A 25399-nucleotide genomic window follows, 5' to 3' on the forward strand; every position below is an offset into this window, starting at 1 on the left:
CAAGAACGACGTCGCTGTCGCCGCCGCCACCCCGGAGAACGTGGAGCTGGAGATGCAGGAGCTGGAGGCGCTGGAGGCCCCCGGTTTCTGGACCGGTGTCTCCATCGGCGCCACGGTCTCGTCGGCCGTCGCCACCTCGATCGCCCTCACCTGATCCGTCCCGCGTCCATCGTCCGATCCGCGTGCTGTTTCACGTGAAACCGCCGCTCCTGGTGAGAGGGACTCACCGGGCCTTACGAAAGGGAAATGTCATGGCCGAGATCAAGAACGACGTCGCTGTCGCCGCCGCCACCCCGGAGAACGTGGAGCTGGAGATGCAGGAGCTGGAGGCGCTGGAGGCCCCCGGTTTCTGGACCGGCGTGTCCATCGGCGCCACGGTCTCGTCGGCTGTCGCCACCTCGATCGCCCTCACCTGACCGAGGAACCGCGACGAGGGACGCGACCCCCAGTGAGTAGCCCTCACTAGGTCTTCGGCACCAACCGCAGATCCTGCCTCGGCCCTGCTTCCGGCAAACGAATGAGCTGGGCCGAGGCGGGGGGCGCCCCACCCACCGACCGATCCTCTCCGCCGTAAGGACACCACCGTGAGCGCCACCACCGCGTCACCCGCTGCGCCCGCCGCGCACACGCAGCGGCCGGACCGCGCACCGGGCACCGAGATCCACCCGCCCATGGGCGACGGCGGCACGTGGGTGCTGCAGCGTGGCCCGCGTTACATCCGAGTGAGCCCCGAAGTCGCCGTCCTCGCCGGCCACTTCGACGGCAGCCGCGACCACGAGGAACTGGCCCGTCTGATGGGCGGTGGCTGGAACGCCGAGATGGTCGGCTTCGCCGTCCGGCGCCTGGACGACCTCGCCCTGGTCGACAACGGCGAGATGAAGGCGCCCCGCCGCCAGGGCCGCTTCAAGATGGTCCCGCCGTTCACCTTCCAGTTCACCCTGCTGCGGCCCGGCCGCACCATGCAGTCCATGCAGCCCCTCTTCGCCCGCCTGGGCAACCGCTACCTCGTCGGTGGCGCGCTGCTGACCGCCCTGGCCGGCCTGCTCGCACTCGCCGTCCAGAACACCTACGTCACCGCTTCGCTGTCCGGTCCGCTGTCGCCCCTGACCTACCTGGGCATCCTCGCCGGACTCATCATCGGCACCTCGATCCACGAGCTCGGCCACGCCGCGACGCTCATCCGCTACGGTGGCAAGCCCTCGCGCATCGGGATCATGCTCTTCTACCTGATGCCGGCGTTCTTCTGCGACGTGTCCGACGCCTGGCGCCTGCCGCGACGCCGCCAGCGCGTCCACGTCGCGCTCGCCGGCCCAGCGGTGCAGACCTTCCTCGCCGGTTCCGCCGCGCTCGCCGCCTGGCCGCTGGCCGACTCCGGCGCCAAGACCGCCCTGGTCTTCTTCGCCCTCGGCAGCTACATCACCGGACTGCTGAATCTGCTGCCCTTCATCAAGCTCGACGGCTACATCGCCCTGATGAGCCACGTCGACATCCCCTACCTGCGCGACCGGGCCATCACCGACGCCCGCCGCTTCCTGGCCCGCCTGCTGTTCGGCGGCACCTACGAGCGCGAGCTGAAGCACCGCTGGACCACCGTGTACGGGCTGGCCTGCATGGTCTTCCCGCTGTACCTGCTCTCCACCGCACTTCAGCTCTGGATCGACCTGCTGCGCCGCGGCGGCGTCATCGGTATCTGCCTGGCCGCCTGCGGAGTGTCGTACGGGCTGTACTTCATGGGGCGCGGGGTCCGCAGGCTGGCGGGGGAGGTGCGCGCGGCCGGTGCCGGGCGGCCCCGTATCGCCCTGGTCACCACCGCGGTCGCCGCCGCCGTCGGCGCCGTGATGTTCCTGCCCGTCCCGCACACGGTCTCCGCCGCGTACGTGAGCCGGCCCGGCGGGGTGGACCTGGTGCTGCTCGACGGCGCCGACACCGACCGCATCGGGCCCGGCCAGAAGGTCGCCCTCACCACCAACGGCCCGGTGCTGAACTCGGCCACCGGCACCGCGACCATCGGCGCCGCGCCCGCCGGGACCGGTGAGGCCCCGCTGGACTCCTTCTTCCCGATCGACCTGGACGGCGCCCTGAAGATGCCGGTCACCACCTACCCGCTCGCCCTCGACGGCGCCCCGGAGGAGCCCGCGGGCGCAGCCCGGGTGGACACCGGCCGGCTGCCGCTGTGGGAGGTCGGCTACCGCACCTACATCAGCCCCTTCCTCCCGTAACCCACCGCCCGGCCCCGCCCCGCACCCCTTCCGCCCGACCCGTCACGCACCCTCGGCGCGGCCCCGCCGCGCCCACCGAACCCACGGTCAGGAGACGTATCGTGCTCGACTTCCGCTTCCTCGACTTCTGCCGCGAGGACTCCCTCTTCTACGACGCCCCCGACCACGACGGCGCCACGGACCAGGATTTCCACGCGGGCCGCGTCCCCGGCACCGGCTGGACGGTGAGCCGGGGCAGAGAGTGGACGTTCTGCACACCGCCGGACCTGGACGTCCCGGACCAGGGCTGGAAGATCCACGTCTCCGCCTCGCCGGACAACGCCGCCGAACTCCTCGACATCGTCGCCCCGTACTGCGTGGAGCACGGGCTGATGTACAAGTACATCTCCAACCGGGAGATCCTCGGCCGACGCGGCAGCAAGTACGGAGACCGCAGCGCCAGCGGCAAGTTCGTCACCATCTACCCGTCCGACGAGGAGGCCCTGGAGCGCACGCTGCGCGAGCTGGACGAGCTGGTCGGCGGCACGCCCGCCCCGTACATCCTCAGCGACCTGCGCTGGAACCAGGGCCCGCTGTTCGTGCGCTACGGCGGCTTCGTGCTGAAGATGGCGCGTGCCGAGAACGGCGCCATGGTCCCCGGCATCCGCAACCCGCAGGGCGAGATGGTGCCCGACGTGCGGCGCCCCGCGTTCCGGCCGCCGGAGTGGGTGACCCTGCCGGCGTTCCTCGCCGAGGCGCACGCCAAGCGCAGGCAGGGCACCCTGAAGAACTTCCCGTTCCGGGTCTACAAGGCGCTGCACTTCTCCAACGGCGGCGGTGTCTACCGCGCCGTCGACCAGCGCACCGGTGGCGAGGTGCTGCTGAAGGAGGCCCGTCCGCTGGCCGGTCTGGACGCCAGCGGGGCGGACGCGATCGCCCGTATGGAGCGCGAGCACTGGGCGCTGACGACGCTGGCCGGTCTGCCCACGGTGCCGGCCCTGGTCGACTACCGGGACGGTCACGAGCACCGCTTCCTCGCCCGTGAGTTCGTCGAGGGCGAGGCGCTCATCGACGTGCTGCGCCGCCGGCACCCCTTCACCTCGGGGGACAACACCCCCGAGGCCCGCGCCGCCTACACCGAGTGGGCGCTGGGCATCCTCGACCAGGTCTCCCGGGGCGTGGCCGACATGCACGAGCGCGGGGTGGTCTTCGGTGACCTGCACCCGGGCAACATCCTGCTCAAGGCCGACGACTCGGTCGCGTTCATCGACATGGAGACCTCCACCCCGGTCGAGGCCGGGTACCAGCAGGCGATGGGCGCTCTCGGCTTCCACGCGCCGCACCACCTCACCGGGCCGGCGGTCGACCTGTTCGCCCTCAACGTGCTGCGGTTGACGATGTTCATGCCGCTGCCGCAGGTGGTGCCGTGGGGCGTCGCCAAGGTGCGCACGCTGCTCAAGGCCGCCACCGACAACTTCGACCTGCCCGAGTCCCTGACCCGTGCCATCACCGACGGTCTGGGGCCGGACGTGCTCACCGCGGACCGGGACTTCCGGGCCGAGTGGCCCGCCGTTCCCGACGCCGAGCTGCGCGCCAGGATCGCCCGCTCCATCGTCGAGGGCGCGTCGCCCGACCGCGACGACCGTCTCTACCCAGGCGACGCCATGCAGTTCCTCATCCCGGACGGCGGCACGACCTTCGCGTACGGCGCGGCGGGCGTGCTGTGGGCCCTGTCCCGCGCGGGTCACCGGCCGCCGGCCGAGCACGTGCGGTGGCTCGCCGACCACGCCCGCGACGCCGAGACGGACGGCCCCGGCTTCTTCACGGGTCTGGCCGGACCGGCGTTCACCCTGGATCACCTGGGCCACCGGGACGAGGCCGACGCGCTGATGCGGCGGGCCTTCGACATCCCGGCCGCGAACGTCAGCGACTCGCTGTGCAACGGCTGGGCCGGTCTCGGCCTGGTGGCTCTGCACCTGGCCGAGCGTCGCGGCGACCCGGCGTACCTGGAGATGGCCCGTACCCTCGCAGGCCGGCTGGGCGGCCCGCAGAGCGCGCCGGCCGGGCCCAAGCGGGTCGGTCTGGTGCACGGGCGCACCGGTCACGCGCTGTTCCTGCTGCGGCTGTTCGAGCAGAGCGGCGACCTCCGTCACCTGGACGCCGCCGAGGCCGAACTGCGGGCGGACCTGGAGACCATCGACCTCGACCAGGAGGACAGCCGGCTCCGGCTCGGCCCCGGCCTCATCGGCGGCGCGGGAATCGCCCTGGTGATCCGGGCCCTGCGACGGCACCGGCCGAGCGCCGACCTGGCGGCGGCCCGGGAGCGGCTGCTGGAGACCGTGCACACGCACTTCGCCATATCCTGCGGCCTGTTCACCGGCCGGGCCGGCGCGCTGCTCGCGCTGACCGGCGAGGACCGCGCCCCCGAGCTGATCCGCACCCACCTGGACGCGCTGGGCTGGGAGGCCATGGCCGCCGAGCCGGGCCGTGTGGACTTCCTCGGCGACCACGGCTACCGGCTCTCCACCGACCTGGCGACCGGCTCGGCCGGCGTGCTGCTGGCGCTGGCCGCGCTCGCCGACGACGACGCGGCGGCCCTGCCCTTCCTGGGCGGCACGCCGGCGCGGGATTACGCGGAGGCGGCCTGATGATCGACGTCCCGCGCACCCTCGCCCCGGCCACCGGCATCGCCTCCCGCTATTCGCTGCTGCCCCCGCGGGGCGACAACCCGCTGTGGAGCACCGCCGTGGCGCTCGCCCCGGTCGCCGGGGCGGACGAGGCCGAGGTTCCGCTGTCCGCGCTGGTCGCGGGCGCCAACGGCCACTCCCGCGCCGACGCGCTGCTGCGCGGTGCCGGCGAGGCCGTCGAGCGCCGCGCGCTGCACCCCGACGACCGGCTGGGCACCGTACACGGCACCGCGTCCGGCCTGGGCCGTCCGGTCCTCGCCCCGCACGACCCGCGCCACGCCCTGGCCCACCCGGACGCGGCCCGCGCCGAACTGGCCTGGTACCCGGCGGTCCGGCTGAGCGACACGGCCGAGGTGCTGGTCCCGGCCCACCTCGTCGACTGGCCGACCGCCGGGCCGGCTTCGCTGTTCGACCCGGGGCCCTCCGGCGCGGCGTCCGGCGGCAGCGCGGACATGGCGCTGCGCTCGGCGCTCGTCGAGATCGTCGAGCGGGACGCGTTCACCGTCGCCTGGGGCCGCCAGCTGGGGCTGCCCTGCTGGAGCGACCCCTTCGCGGCGGTGGCCGGCGAACCCGACCGGCCCACCGGCGAGGCGCTGCGCGTCCTGTGGCGGCGCGCGCTGGAGCGCGACGTGGAGACGGTCTTCGCACGCGTCCCGACCGCCGTCGACGGCCTGTGGTGCGTGGTGGCCTGCCTGCTGGAACCGGAGCGCCCCGGCGCCCTGACGACCGTGGGCATGAAGGCCTCCGACCGCCCGTACGACGCCCTGCTGGGCGCTCTCCAGGAGGCCTGGCAGGTCCGGGCCGCGCTGGAGGTCACCGCGCAGGACGGTCCGGTCGCGGACGTGCCGGACCCGCTGGTCACCGAGCACGACCGGATCCGGTACATGCTCACCGGCCGCGCCCGCCGGGCGGTACGCGACTGGGTCGCCGGATTCGTCCCGGCCGGGGCACCGATGTCCCCGGCCGCGGTGAGCACCGACGCGATCGTCGCCGCGCTGCTCGCCGACGGCGCCGACCCGCTGGTCGTCGACCTCACGCCCCGGCTGCCCGCCACCGCGGCCGCCATGGGCTGGCACGCGGTGAAGGTCGTACCGGCCGGCTACCAGCAGCTGCGGATGGACGAGACCCACCAGTGGAGCTGGAACCGGTCCCGTCTGGACTCCGCGCCCAGGCGCACCGGCTGCCCGGCGCGCCTGACCGATCACCGGGCCGCGGCCCCCCACCCCCTGCCCTGACGAAGCGGCCCGCCAGGGCACGCCCGACCCCCTCGAAACGGGAGGAACGCACACGATGCTGGAACTGGACAACGTCGTACGGCGCTTCGGCGACCGCTGCGCGGTCGACCAGGTGTCGTTCCGCGTCGACGACGGCCGGATGACCGGCTTCGTCGGCGGGAACGGCGCGGGGAAGACCACGACGATGCGCATGATCATGGGCGTGCTGGCGCTGAACGGCGGAGAGATCCGCTGGAACGGCGCGCCGGTCACGGCCGTCGACCGCCGCGGCTTCGGCTACATGCCCGAGGAGCGCGGCCTCTACCCCAAGCAGACCGTTCTCAGCCAGCTGGTCTACCTGGGCCGGCTGCGCGGCCTGAGCGCCCGCGCCGCCCAGGACTCGGCCTCCGGGCTGATCGAGCGGCTGGCGCTCGCCGGAAAGCGGGACGACCGGCTGGAGTCACTGTCGCTGGGCAACCAGCAGCGCGTGCAGATCGCCGCCGCGCTGATCGGCGAACCGCATCTGCTGGTGCTGGACGAGCCGTTCTCCGGCCTCGATCCGCACGCCGTGGACTCCATGGCCGAGCTGCTGCGCGAGCACACGGAGCGCGGCGTCCCGGTGCTGTTCTCCTCCCACCAGCTGGAACTGGTCGAGCAGCTCTGTGACGACGTCGTCGTCCAGTCCGCCGGCCGCGTCCTGGCCCAGGGCAGCGCGGCCGACCTGCGCCGCCGGGGCCGGGTCAGGCACCGTCTGGTGACGGCCGGCCCCACCGGCTGGCTGCGCGACGTCAAGGGCGTCGACGTCATCGAGCAGCGGGAGGGCACCGCCCTGCTCGAACTGGCCACCGACGAGGTGGCCGACCGGCTTCTGGCGGAGGCACTGCGCCGGGGCCCGGTACGGGAATTCGCCGAGATCGTCCCCAGTGTCGCCGACGTGTTCAGGGAGATGACGGCAGCATGACCACGCTCACGAGCGAGAAGACACCGCGCACCGAGGAGCAGGGGACCACCGCCGCCGGCGGCCCCAACGCCTACGCCGCGTCCGGTTCCACCGCGTCCGGCTCCACCGAGTCCGGATCCGCCGGGTCCGCCCGATCCGCGGGAGCCGGGCGGCGGGCGGAACCGGCGAAACGCGAGGCCGCCTGGCTGATCGTCGCCGCCCGCGAGATCGCGGTGAAGATCAGGGACCGGGGCTTCCTGCTCTCCACGGTCGCCACCCTCGCCGTCATCCTCGGCGCGGTCGGCCTCCAGGTCTACCTCGCCTCCACGGCCGGCAGGATCACGGTCGCGGCGGTCGCCTCCGAGAGCGACGTGCTGGTGCGGCAGGCGGAGGCGCTGGCCGGCCAGGCCGACCAGGACGTCGAGATCAGCGTGCGCGAGGAGTCCTCGGCGGACGCGGTGCGCGAGGCGGTCCGGGCCGGTGACGTCGACGCCGGGCTGCTCCGCACGCCCGAGGGCTGGGCCCTGCTCGGGGACACCGGCAGCGACTCCACCGCCGCCACCTGGCTCGGCGCCGCCGTGCAGAGCAGCGCGATGGAGGCCAACGCCACCTCCGCGGGCACCGACATGGAAACCCTGACCAAGGGCGCCACGCTCCAGCACACCCTGCTGTCGCCGGACGAGACGCCCGAGTCCGTGGTGCGGATGGCCACCTACTTCTTCGGCTTCCTGTTCTACCTCGCGGCCGTGCTGCTGGGCGTCTCGCTGGCGACCAGCATCGTGGAGGAGAAGCAGAACCGGATCGTGGAGATCATCGCCAGCTCGATCCGTTTGCGGGACCTGCTCGTGGGCAAGATCGTCGGCAGTACGACGCTGGCCCTGGCCCAGATGGTGGCGTTCACGGCGGCCGCGGCGATCGGTCTGGTCGCCACCGGGGAGACCGGCACGCTGGGGCAGGTCACGGCGGGCCTCGGCTGGTTCCTGGTCTACTACGTCGTCGGAATCGCCGTCCTCGCCTGCGTGTTCGCCGCGGCCGGCGCCATCGCCACCCGTACCGAGGACATCCAGTCCACCACCACCCCGGTGAACGCCCTGGTCGCCGTCGTCTTCGTCGTCGGCATCACGGTCACCGGAACGGTCCAGAGCGTCCTGTCCTTCGTCCCCCTCACCTCGACCATCACCATGCCGGCCCGGATCATCGCGGGCGACACGGCCTGGTGGGAGCCCGGGGCCTCCCTGATCGTCTCCCTGGCCGCGGCCGCCCTGATCGTCCTGGCCAGCGAGCGGGTCTACCGCAGGGCACTGATGCAGACCGGCCGCAAGCTGTCCTTCCGTCAGGCGCTGAGGCTCGAGGACTGATCCAGCGCCGGTCGACGCCCACCCGTCCTGGCCGGGAACCGCTCGTACGGTTCCTGCCAGGTGGGTGCGCCTCTCTACGATCCACTCGACCTCGGCCGAAGCCATCGGGCCGACCGGTCGACACCACCCATCCGGCCGGTCCTCGGACCGGGCCCCCCACCAAGGAGAGAACACCATGAGCGACAACAACCGTACGAACAACACCGTCCTGACCGCCGCCCTCGTCGCCGTCCTCTGTGGCGCCGAAGTCGCCGTGATCACCAGCGACATGGCCAATGGCGCCCGCTACGGCCTGGGAGCCGTCATCCTGGTCGCCCTCCTGGCGAGCGTCTTCCAGCTGAGCCGGGCCCGCCGTTCCCGCTGACCTCTCGGCACGCGCTCGTCCCGGCCGGGGCCGTTCCCGCCCCCCAGTGGCCCCGGCCGGCACCACACCCTCCTGGAGACCTCCATGCCCACCGAGCACTCCGTCCGCATCAGCGGCCCGGCCGACGCTCCTCCGGAAACCGCGGCGATCCGGCTGATCGCCCTGCTGCCGACGGGCTGGCGGGCACGGCTGGTCGGCTGCCAGGGCGCCACCGCGGAGTTGGCCGTCCGCGCACCGGACGGCCTGACGCCGCCGGCGGTCCACCTGGCCGTCGACGGCGTCCTCGCCCATCCCGCGCTGCGTGGCTGGTCCAGGTCCTGACGTGCGACGACGCGTGCGGGCCCCGCGGGTACGGCGATCCGGCCGCCCGCCCCGCCGCGTCGGGTAGCGTCGGGGGCATGAGTTTCGGAGCTGGTGTGCCCACGGTCGAGGTCACGGACCTCAAGGACGGCGACTTCCTGCTGGACGTCCGCGAGGACGACGAGTGGCAGGCGGGTCACGCCGCCGGGGCGCTGCACATTCCCATCAGTGACTTCGTGGCCCGGTACGGCGAACTGACCGAGGCCGCGCCGCAGGACGCCCGGGTCCACGTGATCTGCCGTTCCGGCGGGCGCTCGGCCCAGGTCACCATGTACCTGGTCCAGCAGGGCATCGACGCCGTGAACGTCGACGGCGGCATGCAGGTGTGGGCCGCGGCCGGCCGTCCCGTGGTGGACGGGAAGGGCGAGCCGGGGCACGTTCTCTAGGACCGCCCGGGGCGTCGACCGGGCGGTTCGAGCCGTTCGGGGCCGTCTCCGGTCGTCTCAGGTTGTCTCCGGGCCGTCTTCGGAGCGGCCTTTCGTGTCACCGCGGGCGTCGGCGCGTGCGGACGGATGTGGTGACGGCCACGGTGCGGTCGGTCCGCCGGGGGGCTGTGCGGGCGGGCGGTCCTGAGTACCGTTCCGGTTCGAACGCTGCCGGGCAACCGCTCGAGAGGCGCGCGGGCGCGTCGCGTCGCGGCGGGCGGGCGGGCGGAACGACGGTCGGGACCGGAACGGGGCGCAATGGACGCGTACGACGCAGGCTCGGACGCCCGGCAGGGGCGGGACGAGCAGGGGGGCCGGGGCGGACCGGACCGGCCGGATGAGCCGGATGAGTCGGGCGAGCGGGATGGGCAGAATCGTACGGATGGGCAGGATCGTACGGAGAGCCCGGAGAGCCCGGAGAGCCCGGAGAGCCGGGGATGCCCGGAGGGGCGGGAGCCGTCGGAAGGCCCAGTCGGGACAGGCGGCGGTCCGGCGGAGACCGGCGGGCCCGTCGAGGCCGGGAGCCGGAACGAGGCCGGGGCCCGGAACGAGGCCGGGAGCGGGGTCGCGGCCGAGGCAGATACCTGGACCGGGGGCGCGGCCGGTACCGGGGCCGGCACCGGAGCCGATCCCCGAGTGACGCCCGCAGGGCCCGGCCCGGCGGCCGCGGAGCCCCGTACCGGTGTCGCGGCGCTCTCCCCCCGCTACCAGGTCGGTGCCGTGGTCGCCCTCGCGGTCGTCGCCGTCGCCGTCTGCGCCCACATAGGCCTGGTGTTCCTGCACGTCGCCCCGTCGAACACCCTCACCAAGCAGCACGGCGCCGCGGTCGACGAGTGGATCTACCCGGAGTTCGAACAGAACTGGAAGCTCTTCGCGCCCAACCCGCTCCAGCAGAACATCTCCGTCCAGGTCCGCGCCGAGGTGACCACGGCGGACGGCGCGATACGGACGACCGGCTGGTACGACCTGTCCGCCGAGGACGGCCGGAGCATCGAGGGCAATCCGCTGCCGAGCCACACCCAGCAGAACGAACTCCGCCGGGCCTGGGACTTCTTCGTCTCCACCCACGATTCCGACAACCGGCCCGTGGGCCCGCGGGGCACACTGGCCGAGACCTATCTGCGGCGCATAGCGGCCATGCGTCTCGACCGCAACGAGGCCGCCGGGCCGGGCGGGGTCGTCGAGCGCGTCCAGTACCGTTCCCGGACCACCAACGTGGAGCCGCCCCCGTGGAGCGGTGAGAAGGTCTCCGACCGGCCGGTCTACCGGGAACTGCCCTGGTGGCCGGTGGCGGGCGACGCGGAGGACGGCGACGCGGAGAACAGCGAGGCGGAGCACGGCACCGCGAAGGAAGGGGGCGCCGCGTGAACGGCCTCGCCCTCTCGCTCTCCCGCGGCATCGCCCGCGTCACCGGCGCCGCGCTCGGTCCGTACCAGACCGCGGTGATCCGTATCGGCTTCAGCGCCACCTGGCTGCTCTTCCTGCTGCGCGAACTGCCCCACCGCCACGAGCTGTACGGCCCCGACGGGCCCTGGAGCCACGACCTCGCCGAGCAGCTGATCACGGACAACGGCGCCTTCACGGTGCTGATGTGGTCGGACGGGCGGACCTGGTTCGAGATCGTCTACGCGCTGGCCGTCCTCAGCTGCGTGCTGCTCCTGCTGGGCTGGCGCACCCGGACCATGTCCGTGCTCTTCATGGTCGGGGTGCTCTCGCTGCAGAACCGCAGCGTCTTCATGGGAGACGGCGGAGACAACGTCCTGCACCTGATGAGCATCTACCTGGTCCTCACCCGCTGTGGCCAGGTGTGGTCGCTGGACGCGCGCCGGGCGCGGCGTGCGGGTGAGGCACGCGCGCGTGGGGAGCGTGTCGTGGACCGGGCCGGGCCGGCCCTGTGGTGGGTGTTCGGGTTCCTGCTGCTCACCATGACGTTGGCGGGCGGGCTGGAGGGCGACTGGTTCGTTCCGGCGCTGCTGTGGGCGGTGTGGGCCGCGCAGGGCCTGTGGTGGGCCGTCGGGCGCGGTGCCGGGAGCGGCGAGCCGCGGATCCTGCTCGACGTGGTCGCCAACATCGTGCACAACGGCGCACTGGTCGTGATCATGGCCGAGGCCTGCCTGATCTACGCGACCGCGGGCTGGTACAAGATCCAGGGCTCGCGCTGGCAGGACGGCACCGCGGTCTACTACCCGCTCAACCTGGACTACTTCTCGCCCTGGCCCGCCCTCTCCGACGCGTTGGCCGCCAACGGCACGATGGTCATGCTCGTCACCTACGGCACGGTCGCCGTGCAGGTCGCGTTCCCGTTCACGCTGTTCAACCGGCGGGTCAAGAACGTGCTGCTGGCCGCCATGATCACCGAGCACGCGGTGATCGCCGTGGTGCTCGGGCTGCCGTTCTTCTCGCTGGCGATGATCGCCGCGGACGCGGTCTTCCTGCCGACCTCGTTCCTGCGCCGCATGGGCGACTGGACGGCACGCGCGCGCGGCCGGCTTCGCGGCCGGCCGCCGGTCCGGCGCGGGGGCGGTCGTAAGGCGGCGGTGCCCGGCCCCCGCGCCCACGAGGCCGGGGCGGGTGGGGAAGGCGGCGAGGTCCGGGAAGGCGCGGAGCGCCCTGCGGACCGGAGGGGCCCCGAGCACACGCACGTAGGCTTCGGAGCATGACCGTCCCCGTCCCCGGCCCCGTCCCCGGCCTCGATCCGCTCGCCGCCTGGCGCCGGCACGCCGGCCCGTGCGTGCTGCTCGACGGCTTCCACGCCCTCAAACACGCGCTGCGTTTCGGCGCCGAGGTCCCGGTGGCCGTGACGGCTGACCGCGCGGGCGCCCTGGCCCTCGCCGACGAGCTGGCGCCCGACGTACGGGACGCGCTGGACGGGCTGCTGGCCGAGGTGGCGCACGAGACGTACGCGTCCCTCGTGCCGCGCCCGCACCCCACCGCCGTGGCCGCCCTGGCCGTACGCCCCTCTCGTGCGGCCGGCCTGCGGGCCCTGGCGCGCCTGCCCCGCCGTACGCCCGTGGTGGTCCTCGACCAGCCGCGCAACCTCGGCAACGCGGGGGCGGTGATCCGGCTCGCCGCCGGTTTCGGGGCGACCGGTGTGGTCACCACGGGCACACTGGACCCGTGGCACCCGACGGTGGTGCGGGGCGGGGCGGGGCTGCACTTCGCGACCGCCGTGGAGCGGCTGGACGTGGGAGAACTGCCGCCGGGGCCGGTGTTCGCGCTGGACCCGGAGGGCGAGGACATCCGCGGGCTGAAGCTGCCGGACGACGCGCTGCTGGCGTTTGGATCGGAGCGCGGCGGACTGTCGCGGGAGCTGCGCGCGCGTGCCGACCATCTGGTGGCGCTGCCGATGCGCCCCCAGGTCTCCAGCTACAACCTCGCGACCAGTGTGGCCATGACGCTGTACCACTGGAGCGCCACCGGGGGCGCGCCGCGGGTGCCGTAGGTACCGGTCTCAGGCCTGCCGGCGGACCTCCACCACCCGGAACCGGTTGGCCACGAACGCGCCGTCGCACAGGGCGGCGTTGGCCGCCGGGTTGCCGCCCGAGCCGTGGAAGTCGGAGAAGGCGGCCGTCTGGTTGACGTACACCCCGCCGGTGAGGTTGAGGGACAGCTGGGCGGCCTCCTCCAGGCAGGCCTCCCGCACGGCCTCCTCGACCTCCGCGTCGGTCGTGTACGCGCCGACGGTCATCGCGCCCTTCTCGCGGACGCTGCGGCGCAGCAGGTCCACGGCGTGGGCGGCGGAGTCGACGGCGACGGCGAAGGAGACGGGGCCGAAGCACTCGCTGGTGTAGGCGGCCTCGTCGTCGGGCTTGGCGCCGTCCAGCTTGACGATCACCGGGGTACGCACGACGGCGTCGGGGAAGTCGGGGTTGGTCACCTCACGGGAGGCCAGGGCGACCTCGCCGAGGCCGGCGGCGGCCTCCAGGCGGGCCTTGACGTCCGGGTTGACGATCGCGCCGAGCAGGGCGTTCGCGCGGGCGTCGTCGCCGAGGAGGCCGTCGACGGCCCGCGCCAGGTCGGCGGTCACCTCGTCGTAGGACTTGGCGCCCTGGTCGGTGCGGATGCCGTCGCGGGGGATCAGCAGGTTCTGCGGGGTGGTGCACATCTGGCCGCTGTAGAGCGAGAGGGAGAAGGCCAGGTTGGCGAGCATCCCCTTGTAGTCGTCGGTGGAGTCGACGATCACCGTGTTGACGCCGGCCTTCTCGGTGAAGACCTGGGCCTGGCGGGCGTTGGCCTCCAGCCAGTCGCCGAAGGCGGTGGAGCCGGTGTAGTCGATGATCCGGATCTCGGGGCGCATCGCCAGGGTCTTGGCGATGCCCTCGCCGGGGCGCTCGGCGGCCAGCGCGACCAGGTTGGGGTCGAAGCCGGCCTCGGTGAGGACGTCGCGGGCCACCCGCACGGTCAGCGCGAGCGGCAGTACCGCGCGTGGGTGGGGCTTGACCAGGACCGCGTTGCCGGTGGCGAGGGAGGCGAAGAGGCCCGGGTAGCCGTTCCACGTCGGGAAGGTGTTGCAGCCGACGACCAGGCCGATGCCGCGCGGGACCGGCGTGAAGTGCTTGGTCAGCGCGAGCGGGTCGCGCTTGCCCTGCGGCTTGGTCCACTCCGCCGTGCCGGGGGTGCGGGCCTGCTCCGCGTACGCGTAGGCCACGGCCTCCATGCCGCGGTCCTGCGCGTGCGGGCCGCCGGCCTGGAAGGCCATCATGAAGGCCTGTCCGGAGGTGTGCATGACCGCCTGCGCGAACTCCATCGTCCGGTCGGCGATCCGCCGCAGGATCTCCAGGCAGACCGTCGCGCGCAGCTCCGCGCCCGCGTCCCGCCACGCCCGCTGCCCGGCCCGCATGGCGGGCAGCAGCACGTCGAGGTCGGCGTGCGGGTACTCCACACCCAGCTCGATGCCGTACGGGGAGACCTCGCCGCCCACCCAGTCGTCGGTGCCGGGCTGACCGAGGTCGAGGCGGGTGCCGAGCAGGGCGTCGAAGGCGGCCTTGCCCCCGGCCATGTCCAGGCTGCCGTTCTCCCCGTAGGCCTTGGGGTGCTCGGGGTGGGGGGACCAGTACGCGCGCGTGCGGATCGTCTCCAGCGCCAGATCCAGGGTCGGCCGGTGCCGGTCGATCAGCTGCTGTGCGGTGAGTTCGGCGGCCATGCGGGACCAACTCCTCGTCTCTCACGAACCGCCGCCGACTCTCCGTGGAGTCCGCGTCGAGTTCGCGACCTGGGGGAAACCTGGGCGGAAACAGGTGGACACGGCTAGAGTAACCGAACGATCGGTCGGGACAAGGGGGACCGCCGTATCTGTGGAAAACCCCGTGCGGGAGGATCGCGCACATGACAGCACTCGACCTCAGCAGCCCCGTGGCCGTCGTCGGCACCGGCACCATGGGCCAGGGCATCGCCCAGGTGGCGCTGGTCGCGGGCCATCCCGTACGGCTGTACGACGCCGTCCCCGGGCGGGCCCGGGAAGCGGCCGACGCGATCGGCGCCCGGCTCGACCGGCTCGTCGAGAAGGAACGGCTCACCGGCGCCGGTCGCGACGCGGCCCGCGCCCGGCTGAAGCCCGCCGAGACCCTCGCCGACCTCGCCGACTGCGCGCTGGTCGTCGAGGCGGTCCTGGAGCGGCTGGACGTCAAGCGGGAACTGTTCCGCGCGCTCGAGGACGTCGTCGGCGACGACTGCCTGCTCGCCACCAACACCTCCTCCCTGTCCGTCACCGCCGTCGGCGGCGCGCTCCGCGCCCCCGGCCGCTTCGTCGGCCTGCACTTCTTCAACCCCGCGCCGCTGCTTCCCCTGGCGGAGGTGGTCTCCGGCTTCGCCACCGACGTCGCGTCGGCCACGCGCGCGTACGAGACGGCCCGCGCCTGGGGCAAGACCCCGGTCACCTGTGCGGACACCCCCGGCTTCGTCGTCAACCGCGTCGCCCGGCCCTTCTACGCCGAGGCTTTCGCGGTCCACGAGCACCAGGGCGCCGGCCCGGCCACCATCGACGCCGTGCTGCGCGAGTCGGGCGGTTTCAGGATGGGCGCCTTCGAGCTGACCGACCTCATCGGGCAGGACGTCAACGAGTCCGTCACGCACTCCGTGTGGCAGGCGTTCTTCCAGGACGTGCGTTTCACGCCGTCGCTCGTCCAGCGCCGCCTGGTCGAGTCCGGCCGGCTCGGCCGCAAGAGCGGGCAGGGCTGGTACGACTACCGGGACGGCGCCGAACGCCCCGAGCCGCACACCGCCGAACCGGCCGACCGGCCCGCGTACGTGGTCGTCGAGGGGGACCTGGGACCGGCCGCCGAGCTGGTCACGCTGATACGTGAGGCGGGCATCGAGGTCCGCGACGAGGACGCGGGCACCGGGGCGCTCGTGCTGCCCGGCGGCGGCCGGCTCCACCTCACCGACGGGCAGACCTCGGCCGAGCTCGGCGGTGCCATCCACTTCGACCTCGCCCTGGACTACCGGCGGGCCACCCGTATCGCCCTCGCGCCCTCCGGGGCCACCTCGCCCCGCGCCCTCGCCGAGGCCACCGGCCTCTTCCAGGCGCTCGGCAAGAAGGTCAGCGTCGTCGGCGACGTGCCCGGCATGATCGTGGCGCGGACGGTCGCGCGGATCGTCGACCTGGCGTACGACGCGGTCGCCCGGGGCGTGGCATCGGAGGCGGACGTCGACACCGCGATGCGCCTCGGCGTCAACTACCCGCTCGGACCGCTCGAGTGGGGCCGCCGGCTGGGCCTCTGGTGGGTGTACGAGCTGCTCGGTGAGCTGCACGTGCGTGAGCCTTCCGGGCGTTACGCCCCGTCCCTCGCGCTCCACCGTCACGCGCACGCCTCCGACGCCGGGGAGGGCATCCCCTCATGAGCACCGCCAGGCGCGACACGTACACGCCCGAGACGCTGCTGTCCGTCGCCGTGCAGGTCTTCATCGAGCGCGGCTACGACGGCACCTCCATGGAGCACCTCTCCAAGGCGGCCGGCATCTCCAAGTCGTCGATCTACCACCACGTCACCGGCAAGGAGGAACTCCTGCGCCGGGCCGTGAGCCGGGCCCTGGACGAGCTGTTCGGAATCCTCGACGAGGAGCACGCGCGCGTGGGGACCGCCGCCGAGCGGCTGGAGTACGTCGTGCGGCGCATGGTCGAGGTGCTCATGGCCGAACTGCCCTACGTCACGCTGCTGCTGCGGGTGCGTGGCAACACGGGCACCGAGCGATGGGCGCTGGAGCGGCGGCGCGAGTTCGACCACCGGGTCGCGGACCTGCTGAAGGCTGCGGCGGCCGAGGGGGACGTGCGCGCCGACGTGGAGGTGCGGCTCGCGACGCGTCTGGTCTTCGGCATGATCAACTCGATCGTCGAGTGGTACCGCCCCGAGGGCCCCGAGGGCACGGCCGGCCGCGGCGGCACGGGCGAGCGCGAAGTGGTCGACGCGGTGGCGCGGTTGGTCTTCGGAGGGCTGCGCAGGGCGTCCTGAGGGGCTTCGGGGGGCTGTGCGAGGCGCCCTGGGTGGGCTTCGGGGCCGCGTGGGGCTTCCGAGCGGTCTTCGAGGGCTGCGCCGAGCGCCCTGGAGACCGCTCGTCTCCGGCCCGGCGGTCAGCCCTGCGGTTCCAGGTCCTCCGTCTCGAACACCAGCAGGGTGCGCGTGCTGAGCACCTCCGGGATGGCCTGGAGACGGGTGAGTACCAGCTCGCGCAGGGCCCGGTTGTCGGGGGTGTGCACCAGCAGCAGGACGTCGAAGTCGCCGCCCACCAGGGCGATGTGCGAGGCCCCTGGGAGCTGCCGGAGCTGGGACCGGACCGTGCGCCAGGAGTTCTGGACGATCTTCAGGGTGATGTACGCCGAGGTGCCGTGCCCCGCGCGTTCGTGGTCGACACGGGCGCCGAAGCCGCGGATGACGCCGTCCTCGACGAGCCGGTTGATACGCGCGTACGCGTTGGCGCGCGAGACGTGCACCCGCTCGGCGACCGAGCGTATCGAGGCGCGGCCGTCCGCCTGGAGCATGCGCAGGATGTCCTGGTCGATGGCGTCCAGCGGGCGCGGGGGCGGCGGGGCGCCGGCCTCCTCCTGGCCGCCGGCCTCCTCCGGGCGTTCGGCCATTTGTTCAGATGCCATGTCCCCCCGCCTCCCTACCATGGACGTACTGCGTCCATCTCAGGCTGTGGAGAACCGTTTGTCCACAGCCCGGGGCCGCCTGTAGCCAAAATGCGCCGACGACCGAACAATCGGTAGGTGAGGCCCGTCACATCCGTGGCGAGCCCACAGCCGCTCCCACGAGGAGGTGCCGTCATGACGGTCATGGAGCAGCGGGGCGCTTACCGGCCCACACCGCCGCCCGCCTGGCAGCCCCGTACCGACCCCGCGCCGCTGCTGCCCGACGTGGAGCCGTACCGCGTCCTCGGCACGAAGGCCGCCGAGCAGGCCGATCCCGAGCTGCTGCGCACGCTGTACGCACGGCTGGTCTCCGGCCGGCGCTACAACGCGCAGGCCACGGCGCTGACCAAGCAGGGCCGGCTGGCCGTCTACCCGTCCAGCACCGGCCAGGAGGCCTGCGAGGTCGCCGCCACGCTGGCGCTCGAGGAGCGGGACTGGCTCTTCCCCAGCTACCGCGACACGCTCGCCGTCGTGGCCCGCGGCGTCGACCCGGTGGAGGCGCTCACCCTGCTGCGCGGTGACTGGCACACCGGCTACGACCCCTACGAGCACCGGGTCGCCCCGCTGTCCACGCCGCTCGCCACCCAGCTGCCGCACGCCGTCGGCCTCGCGCACGCCGCGCGGCTCAAGGGCGACGACGTGGTCGCGCTGGCGATGGTCGGAGACGGCGGCACCAGCGAGGGCGACTTCCACGAGGCGCTGAACTTCGCCGCCGTCTGGCGGGCGCCGGTCGTCTTCTTCGTGCAGAACAACGGCTTCGCGATCTCCGTCCCGCTCGCCAAGCAGACCGCGGCCCCGTCGCTGGCCCACAAGGCCGTCGGCTACGGGATGCCCGGCCGCCTGGTCGACGGCAACGACGCCGCGGCCGTGCACGAGGTCCTGTCCGACGCCGTACGGCACGCGCGCGCGGGTGGCGGCCCCACCCTGGTGGAGGCGGTGACGTACCGCGTGGAGGCGCACACCAACGCCGACGACGCGACCCGCTACCGGGGCGACTCGGAGGTGGCGGCCTGGCGGCGGCACGACCCGATCGAGCTGCTGGAGCGGGAGCTGACCGAGCGCGGCCTGCTGGACGAGGAGGCCGTCCGGGCCGCCCGCGAGGACGCCGAGACCATGGCCGCCGACCTGCGCGCGCGCATGAACCAGGACCCGCGGCTCGACCCGATGGACCTGTTCGCCCACGTCTACGCCGAGCCCACGCCGCAACTGCGCGAGCAGCGGGACCTGCTGCGCGCGGAGCTGGCGGCCGAGGCCGAGGCCGAGGCGGATGCGGATGCGGGGACGGAGTCGGGAGCCGGGGCCGGTTCCGTCGCCGAGGCGCCCGAAGGGGGACACCGATGACCACCGTCGCCGTCAAGCCGGCCACCATGGCGCAGGCCCTCACGCGCGCGCTGCGCGACGCCATGGCCGCCGACCCGGGTGTGCACGTGATGGGCGAGGACGTGGGCACCCTCGGCGGCGTCTTCCGCGTCACCGACGGCCTGGCCGAGGAGTTCGGCGAGAACCGGTGCACGGACACCCCGCTCGCCGAGGCCGGCATCCTCGGCACGGCCGTGGGCATGGCGATGTACGGGCTGCGCCCGGTCGTGGAGATGCAGTTCGACGCCTTCGCCTACCCGGCGTTCGAGCAGGTCGTCAGCCATGTCACCAAGATGCGCAACCGCACCCGCGGGAGGATGCCCCTGCCGCTCACCATCCGCGTGCCCTACGGCGGCGGTATCGGCGGTGTCGAGCACCACAGCGACTCGTCCGAGGCGTACTACATGGCGACTCCGGGGCTCCATGTCGTCACGCCCGCGACCGTCGCCGACGCCTACGGGCTGCTGCGTGAGTCCATCGCCTCCGACGACCCGGTGGTCTTCCTCGAACCCAAGCGTCTGTACTGGTCGAAGGACTCCTGGAACCCCGAGGAGCCCGCACCCGTTGAACCGACAGGCCGCGCGGTGGTGCGGCGCTCGGGCCGGAGCGCCACACTCATCACGTACGGGCCGTCGCTGGTCGCCTGCATGGAGGCGGCCGAGGCGGCCCGGGCCGAGGGCTGGGACCTCGAAGTCGTCGATCTGCGCTCCCTGGTGCCGTTCGACGACGAGACGGTGTGTGCTTCGGTGCGGCGGACGGGACGCGCGGTCGTCGTCCACGAGTCGGGTTCCTTCGGGGGCCCGGGCGGGGAGATCGCGGCCCGGGTCACGGAGCGCTGCTTCCATCACCTGGAGGCGCCGGTGCTGCGTGTGGCCGGGTTCGACATCCCGTATCCGCCACCGATGCTGGAGCGCCACCACCTGCCTGGTGTGGACCGGATCCTGGACGCCGTGGGGCGCCTGCAGTGGGAGGCCGAAAGCTGATGGCACACGCTTCTGATGGGCACGGCCTGGAGTTCAAGCTCCCCGACCTCGGAGAGGGGCTCACCGAGGCGGAGATCGTGCGCTGGATGGTCGAGGTCGGTGACGTCGTCGTCGTGGACCAGCCGGTCGTCGAGGTCGAGACGGCCAAGGCGATGGTGGAGGTGCCCTGCCCCTACGGCGGTGTGGTCACCGCCCGCTTCGGCGAGGAGGGCACGGAGCTGCCCGTCGGGGCGCCGCTGCTGACGGTGGCGGTGGGCGAGACCGCCGGGGACCGCCCGGCCGGGGGGCGGCCCGGCACCGGCGTCGAGGCGGTCGGTGAGCCGCCCGGCGTCGACACCGGTGATCCGCAGGCCGGGCAGGTCCGGGCCGAGGGCGCCCGGGTCGAGCAGGACCCAGCCGATGGGACCCCAGCCGAGGGGGCCGGGACTGAGGGGGCCGGGACTGAGCGGGCCGGGGCCGGGGCGCGGCAGGCGAAGGCCGAGGGCTCGGGCAACGTCCTGGTCGGCTACGGCACCTCCGGCGCACCCGCGCGGCGGCGCAGGGTGCGGCCGGTGCCGTCGGCGTCCGCCACGGCGCCGTCCGGGCGGGCGAACGGCCAGGTCCGTGCCGCCGAGCCGGTGGACGGCACGGTGGACGGCCCGATCCCCGTCATCTCCCCGCTGGTACGCAGGCTCGCCCGGCACAACGACCTGGACCTGCGCGAGCTGACCGGCTCCGGCCCGGAGGGGCTGATCCTGCGCGCGGACGTGGAGTACGCGCTGCGTGCCGCCGCCGCCCAGGTCGGCCGTACGACGGCTCCGGAGGGCGGGCCGCACCCGGCAGCGAGCGGCCGGACACCGGCACCCGCGGCGTCCGCGCCCCGGTCCGGCGGGACGCGCACCCCGCTCAAGGGCGTCCGCGGCGCCGTCGCCGACAAGCTCTCCCGCAGCCGCCGCGAGATCCCCGACGCGACCTGCTGGGTGGACGCCGACGCGACCGAACTGATGCGGGCGCGCACCGCGATGAACGCCGCCGGTGGCCCGAGGATCTCCCTCGTCGCCCTGCTGGCCCGGATCTGTACGGCCGCGCTGGCCCGCTTCCCCGAGCTGAACTCCACGGTCGACACGGAGGCCCGGGAAGTCATCCAGCTCGACCAGGTCCACCTCGGCTTCGCCGCCCAGACGGACCGAGGGCTGGTCGTGCCGGTGGTCCGGGACGCACACGCGCGGGACGCCGAGGCGCTCACCGCGGAGTTCGCCAGGCTGACGGAGGCGGCCCGGTCCGGCCGGCTGACGCCCGGTGAGGTGACCGGCGGCACCTTCACGCTGAACAACTACGGCGTGTTCGGCGTGGACGGGTCCACGCCGATCATCAACCACCCCGAAGCGGCCATGCTCGGGGTCGGCCGCATCGTCCCCAAGCCCTGGGTGCACGAGGGGGAGTTGGCGGTACGTCAGGTCGTGCAGCTGTCGCTCACCTTCGATCACCGCGTGTGCGACGGCGGCACGGCGGGCGGCTTCCTGCGGTACGTCGCGGACTGCGTGGAACAACCGGCGGTGCTGCTGCGCACGCTGTGACAGGGGCCTCGTCAGCGCCGGCCCCGGCGCCGGTGCGCACACTCTGATCGCGTGGCCTCCCCCGCGTTCCCTGTGATCGCGCCGGGACGCATACTCGGGGGGTGACCGCGTACGAGCCCCCTGGTGACCCCGGCACCGGGCCGACCGACGGCCCTGGCACCGGGCCGACCGACGGCCCTGGCACCGGGCCGACCGACGGCCCTGGCACCGGGCCGACCGACGGCCCCGTCGCCGGCTCCAGAACCGCCGCCGGTCCCGCGCCGGGCCCGGGCCCTGCCGGGTACGACGCCGTCGTGCTCGCGGGCGGCGGCGCCCGGCGGCTCGGCGGCGCGGACAAACCCGGTCTCCGCGTGGGTGGGCGCGCGCTGCTGGACCGGGTGCTCGCCGCCTGCGCCGGAGCGCGGACCACCGTCGTCGTCGCCGACCACCGGCCCACCGCCCGCCCGGTGACCTGGGCCCGCGAGGACCCGCCCGGCGGCGGACCGCTCGCCGCCCTCGCCGCCGGCCTCGGGCACACCACGGAGGAGCACGTCGTGGTGGTCTCCGCCGACCTGCCGTTCCTCGCCGGGCCCACCGTCGGACGACTTGTGTCGGTCCTGGCCGCGGGCGATGCCGACGGCGTGCTGCTCACCGACGCGGACGGCCGCGACCAGCCCCTCGTCGCCGCCTACCGCGCCCCCGCGCTGCGCCGTGAACTGGCCGCGCTCACCAGGGACGGGGGAGAGCCGGGCGCCCGGGCCGGCCTCACCGGGCTGCCCCTGCGCCGCCTGACCGGCGCCCTCCGCCTCGTCCGCGTCCCGGACGCCGTCGCATCCTTCGACTGCGACACCTGGGACGACATCGCCACCGCAAGGGCACGCATCAGGGAGCATGGTCACGTGTTGGATGAATGGATTACCGCAGCCAAGGACGAGTTGGGCATCGACCTCGACGTCGACACCGGCGTCCTGCTCGACCTCGCCCGGGACGCCGCCCACGGGGTGGCCAGGCCGGCGGCCCCGCTGACCACCTTCCTCGTCGGCTACGCGGCCGGACGGGCCGGGGGAGACCCCGAGGCCGTCGCCGAGGCCGCCCGCAAGGCTACGGCCCTCGCCCAGCGCTGGGCCCAGGAGGCCGCCGACTCCGGGCCTGCCCCCGCGTCGGGCAAGCCCGACATGGCTCCCGACGCCACCCCCGACACCCGCCCGGACGCGTGATGACCTCCCCCGGCACACGGGCCGACGAGGAAGCGGACGACCTCGATGTCGAGGAGGCGCTCGCCCTCGTGAACGAGAAACCCGGCCCTCCCCACGGTGACCACGACCACGCGGCGCCACCCACGCACGCCGAGCACCCCCGCGGCAGTGGCCGGCCCGACAGCCAGGCGCGCCACGACCGCCACGGGCACCAGGGCAACCACGAGTACCAGGACACCCACGGACAACACGATCGTCACGGCCCGCGCGACGCGCCGCACGCGCCGCACGGGGCGTCCGAGTCCCACCACCGGGCGACCCCCTGGCCCGAAGCCCGGGAGACCGCCGCGCGCGCCGCCCGCACCGCCGCCCGTGCCGCCCGCCGCGCCCCGGTCTCCGTGCCCCTCGACGCGGCCCTCGGCCTCTCCCTCGCCGTGCCCCTCACCGCACTCACCGACCTGCCCTCCTTCGACGCCTCCGCGATGGACGGCTGGGCCGTCGCCGGGCCCGGCCCCTGGACGGTGCGCGACAAGGGAGTTCTGGCCGGACACGCGGAACCCGCCCCCCTCACCGACGGCGAGGCCGTCCGGATCGCGACCGGCGCCCGCATCCCCCTGGGCGCCACCGTCGTACTGCGCACGGAGCACGGCCGCACCGACGGCAAGGACCGGCTGCAGGCGACCCGTGGGGTCGTGCACGGCCAGGACATCCGCCCGCGCGGCCAGGAGTGCCGCAGCGGGGACCAGTTGCTGCCCGCCGGCACCCTGGCGACACCGGCCGTTCTGGGCCTGGCGGCAGCCGCCGGCTACGAAACCCTCACCGTGGTCCCCCGCCCCCGCGTCGACGTGCTCGTCCTCGGCGACGAACTGCTCACCGAGGGCCTCCCGCACGACGGCCTCATCCGGGACGCGCTCGGCCCGATGCTGCCGCCCTGGCTGCGCGCCCTGGGCGCCGAGGTCCGCACGGTCCGCCGGATCGGCGACGACGCCAAGGCACTGCACCGCGCCATCACCACCTCGGCCGCCGACCTGATCGTCACGACCGGTGGCACCGCCGCGGGACCCGTCGACCACGTCCACCCGGTCCTGCGCCGGATCGGCGCCGAACTCCTCGTGGACGGCGTCGAGGTACGCCCCGGACACCCCATGCTGCTGGCCCGCCTCAAGGACGACCGGCACCTCGTCGGCCTGCCCGGCAACCCCCTCGCCGCCGTCTCGGGACTGCTCACGCTCGCCGAGCCGCTGCTGCGCACCCTCGCCGCCCGCCCGGCGCCCGAGCCGTACGCGCTGCCACTGCGGGACGCGGTGCACGGGCACCCGTACGACACCCGGCTCGTCCCCGTCGTCCTGCGCGGCCACGGTGCCGTGCCGCTTCGCTACCAGGGCCCCGCCATGCTGCGCGGCATCGCGGCCGCCGACGCACTGGCCGTCGTACCCCCTGGCGGTGCGCGGTCGGGACAGGAGGCCGAGCTGCTCGACCTGCCCTGGGCCGCCGGCGGAATCGGAGTGTGTTTCACGTGAAACTTCCGGGCCAGGACCTGATCGCCCGCCAGGCGGACGAGCATCTCGTGACCCATCGGGTGAAACTCCCGAGGAAGCTGGTGGAGCATCCGATCCGACAGGTCGGCAAACGGCTCTCCACGGCACTGCTCGTCCTCTTGGTGACCGCCTTCATCGTCTATGCCGACCACGACGGCTACAACGACAACTCCGACGGCTCCGTCGATCTCCTCGACGCCTTCTACTACGCCACCGTCACCCTTTCCACCACCGGGTACGGCGACATCACACCCGTCAGCGACGCCGCCCGGCTGACCAACATCTTCGTCATCACGCCCCTGCGCGTGCTGTTCCTGATCATCCTGGTCGGCACCACGCTGGAAGCCCTCACCGAGCGCACTCGGGAGGAGTGGCGCCTGAACCGCTGGAGGTCCACCTTGCGCGATCACACCGTCGTCGTCGGTTTCGGTACCAAGGGACGGTCGGCGATCCAGACCGTCTGCGCGACCGGGCTGCGCAAGGAGCAGGTCGTCGTGGTCGACCCCAGCGGGAAGGCCATCGAGGCCGCGACGGCCCACGGCTACGCGGGTGTGATCGGTGACGCGACGCGCAGCGATGTGCTGAACCGTGCCGAGGTGTACCGGGCGAGGCAGATCATCATCGCCACCCAGCGCGACGACACGGCCGTACTGGTGACGTTGACGGCCCGGCAGCTCAACCGCGGCGCGAAGATCGTGGTCGCGGTCCGCGAGGAGGAGAACGCGCCGCTGCTGAAGCAGTCCGGCGCCGACGCCGTCATCACCAGCGCCAGTGCCGCGGGCCGGCTCCTCGGGCTCTCCGTGCTCAGCCCCGCCGCCGGCATGGTCATGGAGGACCTCATCAGCCAGGGCAGCGGGCTCGACCTCGTGGAGCGGCCGGTCATAAAGGCCGAGGTGGGCAAGAACCCGCGCGAGACGGACGACCTGGTGGTGAGTGTCCTGCGCGGGCACCGGGTGCTCGGCTACGACGACCCGGCTGTCGGCGAGCTGGAACTGACGGACCGCCTGATCACGATCGTGCGGGCGACGCCGGCCACTCACGTGGCACCCGACGCCCGCCCGCTGCCCCGCGACTGACGGAGCCCGCTGCCCCTGTCGGTCGCGGGGCAGCGGGCGCC

23 protein-coding genes are annotated in these 25399 nt (G+C 73.6%); 21 read left to right on the forward strand and 2 right to left on the reverse strand.

The genetic code is table 11. The annotated features are described in order from the left end of the window. Positions 1 to 52 precede the first annotated feature (52 nt). The 13 genes from ACH4NX_RS24725 (at position 53) to ACH4NX_RS24785 (ending at position 12988) form a co-directional block, all read left to right on the forward strand. Complete coding sequence (locus tag ACH4NX_RS24725; protein ID WP_382551630.1) at positions 53 to 154, forward strand: daptide-type RiPP; 102 nt, start codon at positions 53 to 55, stop codon at positions 152 to 154. A 97-nt stretch (positions 155 to 251) separates the two neighbouring features. Next, positions 252 to 416 carry a daptide-type RiPP gene (locus tag ACH4NX_RS24730; protein WP_279564400.1) on the forward strand — a complete coding sequence of 55 codons (165 nt, stop codon included), beginning with the start codon at positions 252 to 254 and terminating at the stop codon, positions 414 to 416. A gap of 168 nt (positions 417 to 584) precedes the next feature. Beyond that, positions 585 to 2219 (forward strand): daptide biosynthesis intramembrane metalloprotease, encoded by a 1635-nt coding sequence (gene mpaP / locus ACH4NX_RS24735; RefSeq protein WP_351387493.1) that lies wholly within the window; start codon positions 585 to 587, stop codon positions 2217 to 2219. Positions 2220 to 2320: 101 nt separating this feature from the next. Further along, complete coding sequence (gene lanKC / locus ACH4NX_RS24740) at positions 2321 to 4846, forward strand: class III lanthionine synthetase LanKC (protein WP_398128766.1); 2526 nt, start codon at positions 2321 to 2323, stop codon at positions 4844 to 4846. Further along, entirely contained in the window at positions 4846 to 6120 is a 1275-nt protein-coding gene (locus ACH4NX_RS24745; RefSeq protein ID WP_398128765.1) for a YcaO-like family protein, read from the forward strand. The genes lanKC and ACH4NX_RS24745 overlap by 1 nt, the downstream gene beginning before the upstream one ends. 55 nt (positions 6121 to 6175) lie before the next feature. Then, positions 6176 to 7060, forward strand: a complete 885-nt coding sequence (locus ACH4NX_RS24750; RefSeq protein WP_398128764.1) for an ABC transporter ATP-binding protein — start codon at positions 6176 to 6178, stop codon at positions 7058 to 7060. Next, positions 7057 to 8397, forward strand: a complete 1341-nt coding sequence (locus tag ACH4NX_RS24755; RefSeq protein WP_398128763.1) for an ABC transporter permease — start codon at positions 7057 to 7059, stop codon at positions 8395 to 8397. The genes ACH4NX_RS24750 and ACH4NX_RS24755 overlap by 4 nt, the downstream gene beginning before the upstream one ends. 175 nt (positions 8398 to 8572) lie before the next feature. Beyond that, positions 8573 to 8761: a hypothetical protein gene (locus ACH4NX_RS24760; protein ID WP_351387481.1), complete on the forward strand. Its 189-nt coding sequence runs from the start codon at positions 8573 to 8575 to the stop codon at positions 8759 to 8761. 84 nt (positions 8762 to 8845) lie between these two features. Next, positions 8846 to 9082, forward strand: a complete 237-nt coding sequence (locus ACH4NX_RS24765; protein ID WP_351387479.1) for a hypothetical protein — start codon at positions 8846 to 8848, stop codon at positions 9080 to 9082. Between the two features lie 95 nt (positions 9083 to 9177). After that, the gene (locus ACH4NX_RS24770) at positions 9178 to 9507 is read left to right on the forward strand and encodes a rhodanese-like domain-containing protein (RefSeq protein WP_351387744.1); all 330 of its coding nucleotides are present in this window, start codon (positions 9178 to 9180) and stop codon (positions 9505 to 9507) included. A 675-nt stretch (positions 9508 to 10182) separates the two neighbouring features. After that, positions 10183 to 10914, forward strand: a complete 732-nt coding sequence (locus ACH4NX_RS24775) for a DUF5819 family protein (RefSeq protein ID WP_398128762.1) — start codon at positions 10183 to 10185, stop codon at positions 10912 to 10914. Then, entirely contained in the window at positions 10911 to 12206 is a 1296-nt protein-coding gene (locus ACH4NX_RS24780) for an HTTM domain-containing protein (protein ID WP_398128761.1), read from the forward strand. The genes ACH4NX_RS24775 and ACH4NX_RS24780 overlap by 4 nt, the downstream gene beginning before the upstream one ends. Then, positions 12203 to 12988: a TrmH family RNA methyltransferase gene (locus ACH4NX_RS24785; protein WP_351387472.1), complete on the forward strand. Its 786-nt coding sequence runs from the start codon at positions 12203 to 12205 to the stop codon at positions 12986 to 12988. Before ACH4NX_RS24780 ends, ACH4NX_RS24785 begins: the two co-directional genes overlap by 4 nt. Before the next feature lie 9 nt (positions 12989 to 12997). Here the strand turns inward: ACH4NX_RS24785 and paaN are convergent, their stop codons facing one another. Beyond that, entirely contained in the window at positions 12998 to 14689 is a 1692-nt protein-coding gene (gene paaN, locus ACH4NX_RS24790) for a phenylacetic acid degradation protein PaaN (protein ID WP_398128760.1), read from the reverse strand. A 182-nt stretch (positions 14690 to 14871) separates the two neighbouring features. On the opposite strand from paaN, the gene ACH4NX_RS24795 reads away from it, so the two are divergent. Together ACH4NX_RS24795 and ACH4NX_RS24800 are read left to right on the forward strand one after the other, a co-directional pair. Further along, a complete protein-coding gene (locus ACH4NX_RS24795) occupies positions 14872 to 16386 on the forward strand; it encodes a 3-hydroxyacyl-CoA dehydrogenase (RefSeq protein WP_398128759.1) in 1515 nt (504 codons plus the stop codon). Further along, positions 16383 to 16994, forward strand: coding sequence for a TetR/AcrR family transcriptional regulator (locus tag ACH4NX_RS24800; protein WP_351387466.1), 612 nt, complete (start codon positions 16383 to 16385; stop codon positions 16992 to 16994). The genes ACH4NX_RS24795 and ACH4NX_RS24800 overlap by 4 nt, the downstream gene beginning before the upstream one ends. A 119-nt stretch (positions 16995 to 17113) precedes the next feature. Here the strand turns inward: ACH4NX_RS24800 and ACH4NX_RS24805 are convergent, their stop codons facing one another. Beyond that, complete coding sequence (locus ACH4NX_RS24805; protein WP_398128758.1) at positions 17114 to 17632, reverse strand: Lrp/AsnC family transcriptional regulator; 519 nt, start codon at positions 17630 to 17632, stop codon at positions 17114 to 17116. Between the two features lie 174 nt (positions 17633 to 17806). Between ACH4NX_RS24805 and pdhA the strand changes: the two genes are divergently transcribed. The 6 genes from pdhA (at position 17807) to ACH4NX_RS24835 (ending at position 25358) form a co-directional block, all read left to right on the forward strand. Next, positions 17807 to 19012, forward strand: coding sequence for a pyruvate dehydrogenase (acetyl-transferring) E1 component subunit alpha (gene pdhA, locus ACH4NX_RS24810; RefSeq protein ID WP_398128757.1), 1206 nt, complete (start codon positions 17807 to 17809; stop codon positions 19010 to 19012). Continuing rightward, positions 19009 to 20013 carry an alpha-ketoacid dehydrogenase subunit beta gene (locus tag ACH4NX_RS24815; protein WP_351387460.1) on the forward strand — a complete coding sequence of 335 codons (1005 nt, stop codon included), beginning with the start codon at positions 19009 to 19011 and terminating at the stop codon, positions 20011 to 20013. The genes pdhA and ACH4NX_RS24815 overlap by 4 nt, the downstream gene beginning before the upstream one ends. Next, a complete protein-coding gene (locus ACH4NX_RS24820) occupies positions 20013 to 21569 on the forward strand; it encodes a dihydrolipoamide acetyltransferase family protein (protein ID WP_398128756.1) in 1557 nt (518 codons plus the stop codon). The genes ACH4NX_RS24815 and ACH4NX_RS24820 overlap by 1 nt, the downstream gene beginning before the upstream one ends. 293 nt (positions 21570 to 21862) lie before the next feature. Beyond that, on the forward strand, positions 21863 to 22765 hold the full coding sequence (locus ACH4NX_RS24825) for an NTP transferase domain-containing protein (RefSeq protein WP_398128788.1): 903 nt from the start codon (positions 21863 to 21865) through the stop codon (positions 22763 to 22765). Further along, positions 22765 to 24264: a molybdopterin molybdotransferase MoeA gene (locus ACH4NX_RS24830; protein ID WP_398128755.1), complete on the forward strand. Its 1500-nt coding sequence runs from the start codon at positions 22765 to 22767 to the stop codon at positions 24262 to 24264. Before ACH4NX_RS24825 ends, ACH4NX_RS24830 begins: the two co-directional genes overlap by 1 nt. Next, a complete protein-coding gene (locus ACH4NX_RS24835; protein WP_351387454.1) occupies positions 24261 to 25358 on the forward strand; it encodes a potassium channel family protein in 1098 nt (365 codons plus the stop codon). Before ACH4NX_RS24830 ends, ACH4NX_RS24835 begins: the two co-directional genes overlap by 4 nt. Positions 25359 to 25399: the final 41 nt, after the last annotated feature.

Origin of the sequence: Streptomyces sp. NPDC017225 (genome assembly GCF_044331465.1) — a bacterium.
In the GTDB taxonomy this organism is placed as follows: domain Bacteria; phylum Actinomycetota; class Actinomycetes; order Streptomycetales; family Streptomycetaceae; genus Streptomyces.